Below are 12,254 nucleotides of genomic sequence, written 5' to 3'. Positions count from 1 at the left end.
AGAAGAGGCAGGGGGGTCAGCCGGAACCGAAGCGTGCGCGGGCGGAGGTGATTCAAGACTCGGTTCACTGCTGCTCACCGCCGATGGCGATCCAGCCCGCCTGGTCGTACTCCGGGGTCCCGGGCGCCACCGCCGGCGGCTGGCCGGCGGTGATCAGGTGGTCGAGGTCTGCCTGGGTTCCCTGGACGACCTTCCAGTCACCGTCCGCCTCGTCTCCGGTCCAGTCGAAGAGCTGGGTGCCGGCGTAGAGGAAGTCCTTGGTCGCGCCGCCGACGCCGGTCAGGGAGACGTAGCTGAGCAGGTTCACCGCGTAGTGGCCGCTGTCGAGCTTCTCGACCGTGAACGCAATCGGGGTCAGCGCGTAGGAGGCCGGGCTGGGCACCTCGCCCTGCTCGGGCACACCGGCCTGTCCGCGGCGCAGCGCGACAGCGGCCCGAGCACGATCCTCGAGCACTCCCCTGGCCTCGGGTGCGGCATAGATGCCGGCGACCTGGACGGCCTGGTCGTAGTCGAAGCCGAGCTGGGCCCGGGCGATCGCCGCCTGTGCTGCCACCGGCCCCAGGTCGGAGGCCGGGAACCCGCTCGGGTAGCCCTCGGTGACCTCGCTGCCCTCGGGCAGCGCCACCCCTTCGGAGCCTGGAACCGCCGGTACGTCCTGGCTGATCTCGGGTCCCTCGCCGGTCGTGCTTGCGCCCGCAGAGGGCACCCCGCCGGCTTCGGCGCCGGGGCTCGTGGGCTTGGGGTCCTCGCCGCCCAGCAGCCAGATCGCGATGCCGAACAGGACCGCGACTCCGCAGATCGCCGCGACCAGCGCGGGACGTGACGACCGGCGGGTAGATCCGTAGCCACTCCTGGGACTACTCATCGCCCTACTCATCGCCCTGGTCATCGCCCTGGTCATCGCCCTGGTCCTCGCCCTGGTCCTCGCCCTGGTCCTCGGTGTGGTCATGGGCTGTGATCCATGGCTGCCAGCCGGCCCGGTTGGCGGCGTCGGTTCCTGGCCACGTCGAGGGAGCCGGTGCCGGGGGCAGACCGGGGGCGATCATCCAGCGGCCGCCGACCCACTGCATCCGCTCGCAGTGACCGAAAGCGACCTGGGCCTCTTGTCGGTAGGTCGCGGTGATCTTGAGCAGCACGCAGGCCGTGACCCAGTCCGGGCCGTCTGCGCCCTTGACCAACGCAGCGGCCGGTTCGGCCTCGACCCACGCGCCGGCATCGAGGACCTCCCCCATCGAGGCGCTGGACAAGAACCCGGTCACGCTCTGGCTGATCCACCAACCCTCGGCGCCGATGCCGCCGGGCAGCGCCCAAGCCTGGTAGACCTCGTGCGCGGTCGGCAGGCTCATCGCCTGCAGGACCGCCACGTCAACCTGTGCGAGCTGTCCGATCGCCCCTGCGGGAGTGTGGGGGAAGCCGGACTGGATCTGGGCCGGCCCCGGCGCCAGGCCGCCGGGAACCGCGATCCCGGGAACGGTGGCGGTTGCCGGGTCGGCGGGGAACATCGCCTGCTGGTTCACCTCCAGCATCGGCGCGGCGGCGATCTGGTCGCGGTAGGCGGCACCACGAGCTGTGCCGGTCGGCGCCCGGTCGGCGATTGGCGGGTCACTGAGCACGGTGAGCCCGGCGTCGCTAGGACTGTGCTGGTCCTTGACACCGGTGATGGCCAGGTAGATCCCGTGGGCCAGGCCGGCGAGGAGGAGCGCTGCAACCAGCACGGCGGCGACCAAGATGACCAGCAGCCGGCGACGATCCCACTCCGCACCCACGCTCCCCGTGCCGCCGGTGGGGCCAGTCCTGGCGTTGGTGGCCTTCGTGTCCTTGCGGGCAGTAGTCGCAGAGCGCATGTCAGATGCAGCCCTTGCCGAGGATGCCGTTGAGCATGCCGGGCAGGACCAGGTAGCCGATCGCGGCCACGAAGACCACCACGATGGAGATCACGCCGACCTTGGAGGCATGGGGCATGGAGAAGATCCGGCCGCCGATGACCGCGCCGATGCCGATCACGATGCCGAGCCCGAAGAGGATGATGACGCCCCACAGGACGTAGCCGGTGATCTCGTTGACCGGCCCGGCCGCGCCAGGTGGCGCCTTGGGGCAGACCTGGGCGGCGATGATCATCGCCGAGTTGCTCAGTGACTCCATGATGGGTTCCTCTCTGCGGGGTCGCCCGAGACGCGCCCCGATTCCGTGACCTGCTGGTTGGTGGTGTCGGCGGTGGGGCGTGCCGGGTGATGGCCGGGCTCGATCAGGGGCAGCAGCCGGGCGGCAGCGGCGAGCACGGCCGGAGGCAGGGGCCGTGAGTCCAGGCCGTTGGTGGCGAGGTCGCGGTCGCGGGGGATCTCCACGACGCGCTCTGCCGCCAGCAGGTCGCGTAGTGGGGTGCCGCCGGTGTGCTCGAGTCCTCGCGGCCACTTCTTGCGCGGTGGGCCGATCACGGCCAGGTGCACCCGGTGCCTCAGCGACGGGTGGCTCTGCAGGAGGAGTCCGGCCAGAGCGTCGAGGCGCCGGAAGCCGCCGAAGGTCGCGGTGGTGACCAGCACCAGCGCCGGGGCCTCGCCGATGGTGGTAGTGATCCAGCTCGGCCCGATCAGCACTTGGCTGGCCTCCCAGCCGATGTCGAGCAGAGTCAGCTGGTGGGGTCCGCACGGGCTGGGGAGCGGGACCTCAGCCGGGCCGGCGGCGAGTTCGCTGGTGCGCTCGATCAGGACGTCGTCGCGCTTGCCCTGGCGCCAGCCGCTGGTGTGCAGGCCGAGTTCGGCAGTGCTGGCCGCGGCCAGGCCCGAGGCGATGGCGGGGCCGCATTCCACGACCCGTGCGGGACGCTCGGTCGCCAGGGCCAGTGCCAGCGCGACCGTGCTGGTGCCGGCCGAGCCGGTGGCACCGAGCAGGGCGACCACATGCTCGCCGGGATCGGGCTCCCACTCCAACTCGGCCGCTGCGCCACTGCGCGACTTCGTCGCTCTGGGTGCGGTCGTGGTGGGACGGCGGAACTGGCCGGCCTGCACGGCGTGCCAGGCCCGCTTGAGCTCGTCGACCGATACCGCCGGCCGAACGCCTGACCGGGTGGTCGCGTGGGCGCTGCGCTCGTGCGCCGCAGACCTGGTGTCTTCGATGGTGTGCTGCATGGTTCTCACCGCCTTCGGGTGCCTAGGGCAGGTGAGGTGGTGCTGAGGATCAGCTGCGGCGAATCAGTCATGGCCGGCGAACCTCGTCGGGGCTGCGGCGGCCAGGGCGCGGATGGTCTTGGAGGTGCGGCGACGCACGGTGGCCTCGGAGACGCCGACCTTCGGCGCGACGCGGGTGGAGAGCTCGTTGCCGGTTAGGCCGCCGCGGCCTCGGCTGGTGCGGCTGGTCTCGACCTTGGCGGCCTCAGCGACCAGGCACAGCAGCAGCGCGCGGTCCTCGTCGCTGATCACCTCGTGCTCGCACGCCCACGCCAGCAGGTCCACCAGCTCATCGCGTGAGGTCTGCTCGGTCACCACGACGGCGGGGTCGCCGAGGAGCTCCGAATGCGGCGCCGCGCCCAGCAGGCTCCCCGCGGCGACCACGGCGGGGTCGATGCTCGGACCCGGCGTGTGCCCGTCACCGCTGCTGCCAGCCAGGTCATCGAGCAGGCTGGTGTTGGCCCAGGCTCGGTCGGTACGCCAGAGCTGGGCGTTGTCGCCGAGCTCGCGCAGCACCCCGACCCGGGTGTTGACCAGGATGTTCGCGGTCACCTTCCGCAGCCGCCGCCACGGGAAGCTGCGGACCTCGATCCACAGCTGGGAGGCGATCAGCTCGTTGACCAGTCCGGTGCGCGGCCCGAGATCGGCGCCGGGGATCTGGCCCTGGGCGAGTAGGTCACTGAGTCGTCCGGCCTCGGCGCATGCCCCGGGCAGCAGGCACTTGACCAACGCGGCTGCGGCGGCGATGTCGTCGCCGCCGTCGGGGGCAGCGAGCATCGCCAAGGGCAGCAGTACGGCGTCGGCTGCTTGACGATCGACGACCCTGAGCCAGCCGCGCAGGTCGGCGAAGTCGTCGACCACCCGCAGCGGTGGATGCTCCCGTGTCCAGGTGGCCCAGCGTTCGCCTGCCAGCTCCAGCAGTTCACTGTCCTCGTCCAGGCCGAGGATCTGTCCGATGTTCATCTCTGCGCTTCCTTCCGTCGTGATCGAGCACGTCGGAAAGGTCGCTCTCAGGGGTCCTACGGACTGTCCGTCACGGCGTCCCCAGAGGTGGGGGGACGTGGACGGACAGGGCTGCGTCACGGGACGTTTCCGCTGGTCAGCGGCACGTCCCCCCGAAAGTCCTGGCACTTTTCGGCACATCCCGGCCAGGGGCGGGCCTTGGTGGGCCCTGAAGTCGACGCGGCACGTTCTTGAGCCGACGCGGAGCCTGTGGACCCGAATCCGCCAGGCCCCTGACGGACCTGCCCAGGGCGTGCTGATCCCCAGCGGTCGTGCGCTCGCCCTAGGTAGGCGAACCGCGTCCGAACCCCGAAGGACAGCCAGCCATGAACCCCGCCTGCACAACCGGCACCAGGCCGAGTCCTGATTCCGTGGCCGAGATCCGTGAGCGTCTGGAGCAACTGCTGAGCGGACTCGATGAGCTGTGCCAGATCCTCCCCGGCTCTGGCCGCAGAACCGACAACTCCCCACGGGCCGGAGGGCGCTGATGACCGCGCAGACAGCCCTTGATGCGACCAGCGCGATCTTCGCCGCCGAGCACTCACTGCGGCAGGCCCGCGCCGACGTCGATGAGCTGCGAGACCTCACCCGGTCTGCGCTCACCGTGCTCGCCGATGCCGAGGAGGACGCCGCCAGGTCAGGTGAGAATCCGCTTCACATGGAGGCAGCCATCGACCATCTGACCCGGCTGAAGAAGCGGTGCTCCGCCATCGACGAGGTAGGTGCCGAACTCGTCGTTCACCTGGGTCGCGCCAGTGACGCGCTCGTGGACACCGAGCGGTGCGTCCACGATCTGGCCGGTGACCCCGTGGCCGCCAGTGACCCCCAGACCACACAGAGCCTCGCCCAGCTGCGGCCCAGGATCGCGGTGCTCAGCGAGCTGGTCGACCTGGCCCGGCCGGCGGCCGAGACGATCGGACGTCACGCTGCCGACGCCCGCGCGGCGTGCCAGGAGATGACCATCGCCGCCCTGTCAGGCTCCCGCGAGATCGAGCCGCGCATGGTCGAGCGAGCCGCGCATACCGCCGGCGGGCAGTTGCACCGAGCCGACGAGGCCACCGCCCTGGTGGAGACCGTTGTGGACCGAGCCGGCAGCACAGCGCGCCGCACCGCTGCAGTGGCCGAGGAGATGGTCGTCCTTGCCCGACACGGCACCTCCCGCGAGCAGCAGGCGTGGTCCCCCAGTACGCCCACTCCTTCCACACCGGCCAGCCCGGGACGCTGAGTGGGGCGGGAGGCACAGCGTGATGAGCACGTGCCGTCTTCTGCCCGAAGGATCGCCGCAGAGGCAGGTTCTCCACAGCTTCAGCGCGCATCCGGGCGCCCGGCCCACTCTCGGTGCCAAGTTCGTGTCAACGACCAGTTCCGACCGCACTCATCAGGAGGCAGCCACCATGTTCACCACCTCTTCAACCCCGTCCCTTGCCGAGAGCTCGGGCTTCGCCGAGACCTACGTGCTGCTGGAGGACCTCGCCGCCGCCGGCGTCGACCTCCAGATCGCCCGCCCGGCACGCCTGCTCCTCTCCGAAGCGTTCATCGAGCTCACCGACTGCGGGCTGCACACCCCTGCCGTCCTGTCCCCCGCTCCTGAATTCACCGACGCCGAGCGTGCCTACGAGGCGTTGACCGGACTGCTCGGACGGCTCCTGACCGATGCTGCCGACCTGGCCACGACCCTGCGTGTCATCCGGGTCCGCGACCTCCTCACCGAAGCCAGGCGACACCAATGACCACCTCGCCATCGGTGGGCGGGTCGCAGCACGGGCCGTCCTACGGCGACAGCGCCGAGTGGGCAGCCCAAGCGCTCACCGGGCTACTCCGGGGGCCGGCGCACTCCCCCGACCCCGCGGCGCAGCCGATCATCCTCACCAGCCGCGACATCGTGATCGGCGCCCTGAAGGACCGGCTGTGGAACCAGTTCTCCGTCCAGGTCAAGAACACCGACCCCGCGGCATCCACGCCGGTCAGGTTCGATGCCCTGCAACGCCAGCCACTCATCGAGCTGGCCTACGTGCTCGAGCGGCTCCCCCGCATGCCGACCGAACAGCGCATGGCCCCCAGCGACGCCCTGACCGGCACCTCCGACCCCGTGGCGCGTCTGTGGGTCAACGCGGCCCGCGAGACCCTCGCGGCCAACCACGTGCTCAACACCGCCGAGGCCCGGCCATGGCGCACGGCCATGCCCGCGCACGCCGCACTGGCCGGCGACACCGCGCAGGTCGTCGAGGCCATCGCCGTCCTCGACCAGCGGCTACTCAGCGCCGGTGCCCTCGACGACCATCGGGTCCCCGACGACGGCTCCCCGGCCGATGTGGCCACTGCTCGGCTCGTCGCCTCCTCCATCGGACGGCTCGCGCAGTGGTCGGGCGACCACCAGAGCCTCGACCTCTCCTTCGCCCCACCGACCCGGCCGCCGGAGTTCGACCAGGCCGTGCATCTGGTGCAGGTCCCCGCCGACCTCGCCGCTGGCCAGCGCACCCTGGAGTCCTTCCTGCACCCGATGGCGCACCGCAATCTGCAACTACCCCACCGGCTCTCTGCCGCGACTGACACGCTCCGCGCTTCTCGGACAGTTGGCCCCAAGATAGAATTCTTGGGATTGACTGAAAGGCAATATTCCGTTGGCTGCGAAGAAGTATTCTCAGGAGTTCAAGGACGCGTGTGTCCAGGAAGTGATCAGGACTTCACAGCCGATCGCTGTGGTGGCCCGCGAGAACGGGGTTGTCGAGCAGACGCTGCGTAACTGGGTGAACGCGTACAAGAAGGCGCATCCAGTTCCGGAGGCGGAGTTGTCGGTTTCGGAGCGTGCCCGTTTGAAGGCGCTCGAGGCCGAGGTGCGTGAGTTGCGCGCTGAGAACGAGTTCTTGGGAAAAGCAACGGCCTTCTTCGCGAAGAAGCACCGGTGAGCGTGAAGTACGCGTTCATCGAATCCGAAGAGGGCAACTATCCGCTGATCTCGATGTGCCGCTGGGCGGGTGTGTCCCGATCGGGGTACCACTCGTGGAAGACCAGGCCGCCGTCGGCGCGGGCGGTGCGAAGGGCCGAGCTTGCCGTGCTGGTCCGGTTCTCGTTCACCGAGTCTGATGAGACCTACGGCTACCGACGGGTCCATGCCGACCTGCTGCGGTGGGGTCACGACGTTGATGACGAGACAGTCCGTTCGATCATGCGCGAGCTCGGTCTGGTGGCCTGCCAGCCCCGTCCATGGCGTCCGGTCACGACGATTGCCGGCGACGCCGGCGAGACTCCCGACCTCGTCCGACGCGACTTCACCGCTGCGGCGCCAGCTTCCAAGCTCGTCGGCGACATCACCTACATCCGCACCTGGCAGGGATGGTTGTACCTGGCGACCGTGCTGGACTGCTTCACCAAGAAGGTCGTGGGCTACGCGATGGCCGACCACATGCGCACCGAGTTGGTCACCGCCGCGTTGGATATGGCTGCACGCAATGGTCATATCCGTCCCGGAATTACCATCATGCACACCGATCGCGGCACTCAATACACGTCGGACGAATACGCGAAACACGCCACACGGCTCGGGATATTGCGGTCCGTTGGGCGCACCGGGATCTGTTATGACAATGCTTGGGCGGAATCGTTCAACTCGACCCTGAAGAACGAGCGAGTTCACCGGACCTCGTACCCCACTCGCGATGCTGCTCGGTTTGACATTACCCGCTATATCGAACTACGGTATAACGCCAGAAGGCTTCACTCTGCGGTCGGTTACCGCACCCCGAACGAGGTCGAAGAAGCTTGGTACGCAGCGCATAGCGCCGCGTAATCAACCACCGAAATTCACTGTCCGAATTTCGCGGGGCGGCTCAGACCGCGCTGGCGGTCGCCCACAACCAGGTCAACCTCCTTGCCCGGCTCCACACAAGATTCGCCGACGCTCCCCATCTCCAACCCGAGCTGCGTCGGGAAGAGCACCTGCACGATCTGCTCGACGACGCCCTCTATGCCACTCGTGGGCTGCACGACGCCACCGGCCCACGCCTCCATCCCCTCGTGCGGGACCAGCAGCAAGAGATCAGCGTCGCCGTCAAGAAGGGATACATCGGTGACCTCAGCGATCACCAGGCCCGCGACCTGCTCACCGCCACCGAAACAGCGCTGGGCACGTGGGCCGCCGCGCTACGCCGCGAGGCCGGCCGCAAGACCACCGCACTGAGGGTCGCGCGACGCGGCACCATCGACCAGCCCATCTACGGCCGCATCCGCCGCGACGGGCCCGCCGTGCGCGCCCTCACCGCGCTCGCCGGTCACCAGCCCACCATCACCGAGGACCCACGAGTCCTCTCCACCAGCAACCGCGCCCAGCTGCGGGACGCACTGGCCATGACCCCGCCAGCCGAAGTCATCGAGCCCTGGCCGAGCCTCGGACGACGCAACGCCGATCGCCAACCCCAACAACAAGCACCGAGCCAGCATCCGGGCCGGAGCCGCTGACCCCAGGAGACGTAGAAGCATCCCGGCGAGTCCAGAGTCTCCGGACATGCCGGGGCGGTTCGTGCCGTCAGCAGGGCGTTTCGCCGAGTACGCCCACACCGCACGCCAGGACTCGGGATGCTGCTCGGGATCCCGCACGGGTTCGCGCTTCTTCTTCGAGTCGTTCTCGATGACCCAGCGGTTCATCGGAATGATGGTGTCGAGGATTTTGCCCGTCGGTGAACGCATCGCCGTGCCAGCGGAAGTGGGATTCCAGGTCGACCGGCGCCTTGGTCACCCGGGACCCGACGATGAACCGCAGGTGCGCCTCATCCAGCTCCCTCAGGTTGGTCGCGGACAGCATCCCGGCATCGGCGACCACGACCATGTCGGACAGGTCGTGGCGTTCTTGGAATTGCTTGACGATCGGGATCATCGTGAGCGTCTCGGTCTTGTTGCCCTCGAAGCAGCCGACCCCGAGGGGGAACCCGCACCGGTCGACCAGCAACCCGACCACGACCTGGGGTCGACCCTGCGTTCCTTGGAGTAGCCGACCTTCCGCAGACCTTCCCTGCCACCGATGTCGGGGTCTTCCTTCTCTGCCCAAGCCACCGATGAGGTCACCCACAACCTGGGGAAGGCGCTGCGCCGTGATGTCCGTGGCCATGAAAAAGTCCCCACTGGTGGCCAGGTAGCGGTCCCCGCTGGTGGCCATGCCGGGTCCCCGGTGGTGGCCATGTAGAAGTCCTCACTCCTCGTTCTTCGCGTGTCGTGACAGCTCGTGAGGCCCTGCGTGGCGACGGTGGTGATGCCTAGTCAGCCGTCGTCACCACGCAGGGGTCTCCATTGAAGAACGAGAGTGAACGGATGGACATCATTTCGGCCTACCGCGAGGTGGGCAGCTACCGAGGAGCGGCCGCGATGTGCGGCACGACCCACAAGACAGTTCGGCGGGTCATCGAGGCCCACCAGGCCAGCAGCCGCGGCGAGCTCCCAGCCCTGCGAGTCGAGCGTGGTCGCAACTACGACTCGGTCGCGCAGTTGGTCGCCGAGAAGGTCAACGACACTGCGGCGAAGATCAGCGCGAAGAGGCTGCTGCCGGCCGCCCGCGCTGCTGGCTATGAGGGGTCGGATCGCAACTTCCGACGTCTGGTGGCCGACGCCAAGAGTCAGTGGCGCATCGGGCAGGCCCGTGCCGCTGGGCGGCGTCCGGCGATCTGGACGCCGGGCGAGGTGCTGGCGATCGACTGGGGCACCGAGCTGGTCGCGGGACGTCGGACCCATGTGTTCTGCGCGGTGCTGGCCTGGTCGCGCTACCGGTTCGTCCGCTTCGCCCCCGACGAGCAGCAGGCCACCACACTGGGCCTGTTGGCGCAGTGCTTCGAGGAGCTCGGCGGTGTCCCGACCCTCGTGCTGGCCGACCGGATGGCGTGCCTGAAGGGCAACGTGGTCGCGAACGTGGTGGTGCCGGCACCTGACTACGTCCGGTTCGCCAGCCACTACCGGTTCCGGCCCGACTTCTGCCACGCCGCGGACCCCGAATCGAAGGGCATCGTGGAGAACCTGGTCGGCTACGCCAAGGACGACCTCCTCACGCCGTTGGAGCTCGAGGGGGATCCGTGGGCTGGCGGCTATGCCGGGCTCAACGAGCGGGCACGAGCGTGGGGTGTCGAGGTCAACGGGCGTCGTCACAGTGAGATCCACGCGGTCCCGGCGGAGCGACTGGCCACCGAGCGAGACCTGCTCGGCGACCTGCCGTCACTGCGACTCGAGGTCGGCCCCACACCGATCACCCGGAAGGTCGACAAGCTGTCCTGCATCCGGTTCGGGTCGGCCCGCTACTCGGTCCCGAACCGGCTGATCGGCACCATCGTCACGGTGCTGGTCGACGAGCGGGACCGGGTGCTGCGGGTCATCGAGCCGGTCACCGGTGAGGTCCACGCCGAACACGCGCTGGTCGCACCGGGCGAGGTCAGCATCGACGACGCGCACTACGACCGTCCCCGGCCGGCCACACCGCACCGTGGCGCCCGACCGCGGACGCCGGCCGAGCGGGAGTTCCTCGCGTTGGGTCCGGTCGCCGAGCAGTTCCTGGTCGGTGCCGCCGCCGCGGGTGTGACCAAGCTGGGCAGCGAGATCGCCGAGGTGCTAACCCTGGGCGCCGCGCACGGCAGCGAGCCGCTGATCGCGGCACTCGAGCGGGCCGTCGCGTTCGGACGATGGCGTGCCGACGACGTCCGGTCGATCCTGGCCACCAACGGCCACGCACCCCGGCCCACGCCGGCCGGGCAGGCGCTGGTGATGACCCTTCCCACCGTCCCGACCAGGTCGCTGGATGCCTACCGGATCGATGGGACGGATGGGGGTGAGGTGTCGTGACCGCGACGACGCCACCGCCGCTGCCCGCTGACCTGAACGAGGGATTGAAGCGGTTGAAGATGGCCGCGATGCGCCGACTGGCACCTGAGCTGCTGGTCACCGCCAAGACCCAACGGTGGAAGCCAGAGGAGTTCCTGCGCACCCTCATCGAGGCCGAGATCGCCTCACGAGAGGCGTCCAATGCCCGGACCAGGCTGCGGCAAGCCGCGTTCCCTGTGACCAAGACGCTCGAGGAGTTCGACGTGGCAGCGTCCTCGATCCCACCCGCCACCTTCGACTACCTCTCGTCGTTGGAGTGGATCCGCGCGGCCGAGAACGTGTGCCTGATCGGCCCGGCCGGCACCGGCAAGTCCCACACGCTCATCGCTCTGGGCATCGCCGCGGTCGAGCACGGGCACCGGGTGCGGTACTTCACCGCCGCCGACCTCGTCGAGACCCTCTACCGAGGACTGGCCGACAACTCGGTCGGGAAAGTCATCGACACCCTGCTGCGCCACGACCTCGTACTCGTCGACGAGCTCGGCTTCGCACCATTGGACGACACCGGCGCACAGTTGCTGTTCCGGTTCGTCGCGGCCGCCTACGAGAGACGCTCGCTCGGCGTCGCATCGCACTGGCCGTTCGAGTCCTGGGGCAGGTTCCTGCCCGAGCACACCACCGCAGTCAGCATGCTCGACCGGCTCCTGCACCACTGCCACACCGTCGTCACCGACGGCGACTCCTACCGAATGAGACAGGCCCGAGCGAACGGAGGAACCCGACTCAAGACCAGCTGAAACTCAGCGAGGGGTGGGGACTTCTAGTTGGCCACCAGTGGGGACCGCAACATGGCCATTGACACGTGAACCGCTGCGCGGCAACAGCAACCTCGTCGATGCCCACCCCCGACACTGTGACGGGCCGGTCCGTGTAGGTCGGCGCTCCAGGCTGGAAACCACGTTGACCGACCTGGTGAACCTCCCAACGCCAGCCGGTCCCATAGCCAGGCTCAGCAACCCCGCTACAGCGCGCTGCTCTCCAACAGACGCTGAATCTGACCCTGTCCTCGGCTACGCGGTCGCCGACTCCGTTCCCCGCAGCACGTGCGACAACGTATGAGGAACCCGCGTTCTGACTCAAACATGGGCGGGGAGGCCCAGGGGCCGCCTACTCAGGGACCGCCGGGGCGCTGGCCCTGTTCCTGGCTGCACGCCGCTCGGGAGTTGTTGGCAAGTAGCCGGGATTCGCGCATGCTCGGACCGCCAGGCACGAGGTGCTCGCACTCTCTGCCTGCCG

The 12,254-nt window shown here is 69.0% G+C and carries 13 protein-coding genes and 1 pseudogene; 7 read left to right on the top strand and 7 right to left on the bottom strand.

Going from position 1 to position 12,254, the window contains the following annotated elements; genetic code table 11:
* Positions 1–64: 64 nt before the first annotated feature.
* From ACUP6Y_RS10260 to ACUP6Y_RS10240, 5 genes are all read right to left on the bottom strand, one after another.
* The gene (locus ACUP6Y_RS10260; RefSeq protein WP_462555921.1) at positions 65–865 is read right to left on the bottom strand and encodes a hypothetical protein; all 801 of its coding nucleotides are present in this window, start codon (positions 863–865) and stop codon (positions 65–67) included.
* Between the two features lie 4 nt (positions 866–869).
* The gene (locus ACUP6Y_RS10255) at positions 870–1,844 is read right to left on the bottom strand and encodes a hypothetical protein (RefSeq protein ID WP_462555919.1); all 975 of its coding nucleotides are present in this window, start codon (positions 1,842–1,844) and stop codon (positions 870–872) included.
* A 1-nt stretch (position 1,845) separates the two neighbouring features.
* On the bottom strand, positions 1,846–2,142 hold the full coding sequence (locus ACUP6Y_RS10250; protein ID WP_462555917.1) for a hypothetical protein: 297 nt from the start codon (positions 2,140–2,142) through the stop codon (positions 1,846–1,848).
* The gene (locus tag ACUP6Y_RS10245; protein ID WP_462555915.1) at positions 2,130–3,125 is read right to left on the bottom strand and encodes a hypothetical protein; all 996 of its coding nucleotides are present in this window, start codon (positions 3,123–3,125) and stop codon (positions 2,130–2,132) included. The genes ACUP6Y_RS10250 and ACUP6Y_RS10245 overlap by 13 nt, the downstream gene beginning before the upstream one ends.
* Before the next feature lie 63 nt (positions 3,126–3,188).
* Entirely contained in the window at positions 3,189–4,127 is a 939-nt protein-coding gene (locus tag ACUP6Y_RS10240; protein WP_462555913.1) for a hypothetical protein, read from the bottom strand.
* Positions 4,128–4,653: 526 nt separating this feature from the next.
* Between ACUP6Y_RS10240 and ACUP6Y_RS10235 the strand changes: the two genes are divergently transcribed.
* The 4 genes from ACUP6Y_RS10235 (at position 4,654) to ACUP6Y_RS10220 (ending at position 7,953) form a co-directional block, all read left to right on the top strand.
* Positions 4,654–5,391 (top strand): hypothetical protein, encoded by a 738-nt coding sequence (locus ACUP6Y_RS10235; protein WP_462555911.1) that lies wholly within the window; start codon positions 4,654–4,656, stop codon positions 5,389–5,391.
* A 169-nt stretch (positions 5,392–5,560) separates the two neighbouring features.
* Entirely contained in the window at positions 5,561–5,896 is a 336-nt protein-coding gene (locus ACUP6Y_RS10230; protein ID WP_462555909.1) for a hypothetical protein, read from the top strand.
* Positions 5,893–6,909 (top strand): hypothetical protein, encoded by a 1,017-nt coding sequence (locus tag ACUP6Y_RS10225; protein WP_462555907.1) that lies wholly within the window; start codon positions 5,893–5,895, stop codon positions 6,907–6,909. The genes ACUP6Y_RS10230 and ACUP6Y_RS10225 overlap by 4 nt, the downstream gene beginning before the upstream one ends.
* A protein-coding gene (locus tag ACUP6Y_RS10220) for an IS3 family transposase (protein WP_462556699.1) occupies positions 6,839–7,953 on the top strand; the annotation gives its coding sequence in 2 pieces (ribosomal slippage) (positions 6,839–7,034 and positions 7,034–7,953; 1,116 coding nt in all). The genes ACUP6Y_RS10225 and ACUP6Y_RS10220 overlap by 71 nt, the downstream gene beginning before the upstream one ends.
* 14 nt (positions 7,954–7,967) lie before the next feature.
* On the opposite strand, the gene ACUP6Y_RS10215 is transcribed toward ACUP6Y_RS10220, so the two are convergent.
* Positions 7,968–8,249 (bottom strand): hypothetical protein, encoded by a 282-nt coding sequence (locus tag ACUP6Y_RS10215; RefSeq protein ID WP_462555905.1) that lies wholly within the window; start codon positions 8,247–8,249, stop codon positions 7,968–7,970.
* On the opposite strand from ACUP6Y_RS10215, the gene ACUP6Y_RS10210 reads away from it, so the two are divergent.
* A complete protein-coding gene (locus ACUP6Y_RS10210) occupies positions 8,181–8,621 on the top strand; it encodes a hypothetical protein (RefSeq protein WP_462556845.1) in 441 nt (146 codons plus the stop codon). The genes ACUP6Y_RS10215 and ACUP6Y_RS10210 overlap by 69 nt on opposite strands.
* A 75-nt stretch (positions 8,622–8,696) precedes the next feature.
* Here ACUP6Y_RS10210 and ACUP6Y_RS10205 read toward each other — a convergent pair.
* Positions 8,697–9,224: pseudogene (locus ACUP6Y_RS10205) on the bottom strand (IS1634 family transposase); the annotation flags it as partial.
* 222 nt (positions 9,225–9,446) lie between these two features.
* Between ACUP6Y_RS10205 and istA the strand changes: the two are divergent.
* Both istA and istB read left to right on the top strand, forming a co-directional pair.
* A complete protein-coding gene (gene istA, locus ACUP6Y_RS10200; protein WP_462552497.1) occupies positions 9,447–10,979 on the top strand; it encodes an IS21 family transposase in 1,533 nt (510 codons plus the stop codon).
* Positions 10,976–11,755 (top strand): IS21-like element helper ATPase IstB, encoded by a 780-nt coding sequence (istB, locus tag ACUP6Y_RS10195; protein WP_462552498.1) that lies wholly within the window; start codon positions 10,976–10,978, stop codon positions 11,753–11,755. The genes istA and istB overlap by 4 nt, the downstream gene beginning before the upstream one ends.
* The last annotated feature ends 499 nt before the right edge of the window (positions 11,756–12,254 follow it).

This window comes from Nocardioides sp. S5-5 (genome assembly GCF_054954065.1).
Note: the sequence above shows the minus strand (reverse complement) of the source record. Positions and strands in the feature narration are given on the sequence as shown.

What these genes read in the sequence shown, in the direction of transcription:
- ACUP6Y_RS10260 (WP_462555921.1), bottom strand. Translation starts at nt 865, where the DNA reads ATGAGTAGTCCCAGGAGTGGCTACGGATCTACCCGCCGGTCGTCACGT.
- ACUP6Y_RS10255 (WP_462555919.1), bottom strand. Translation starts at nt 1,844, where the DNA reads ATGCGCTCTGCGACTACTGCCCGCAAGGACACGAAGGCCACCAACGCC.
- ACUP6Y_RS10250 (WP_462555917.1), bottom strand. Translation starts at nt 2,142, where the DNA reads ATGGAGTCACTGAGCAACTCGGCGATGATCATCGCCGCCCAGGTCTGC.
- ACUP6Y_RS10245 (WP_462555915.1), bottom strand. Translation starts at nt 3,125, where the DNA reads ATGCAGCACACCATCGAAGACACCAGGTCTGCGGCGCACGAGCGCAGC.
- ACUP6Y_RS10240 (WP_462555913.1), bottom strand. Translation starts at nt 4,127, where the DNA reads ATGAACATCGGACAGATCCTCGGCCTGGACGAGGACAGTGAACTGCTG.
- ACUP6Y_RS10235 (WP_462555911.1), top strand. Translation starts at nt 4,654, where the DNA reads ATGACCGCGCAGACAGCCCTTGATGCGACCAGCGCGATCTTCGCCGCC.
- ACUP6Y_RS10230 (WP_462555909.1), top strand. Translation starts at nt 5,561, where the DNA reads ATGTTCACCACCTCTTCAACCCCGTCCCTTGCCGAGAGCTCGGGCTTC.
- ACUP6Y_RS10225 (WP_462555907.1), top strand. Translation starts at nt 5,893, where the DNA reads ATGACCACCTCGCCATCGGTGGGCGGGTCGCAGCACGGGCCGTCCTAC.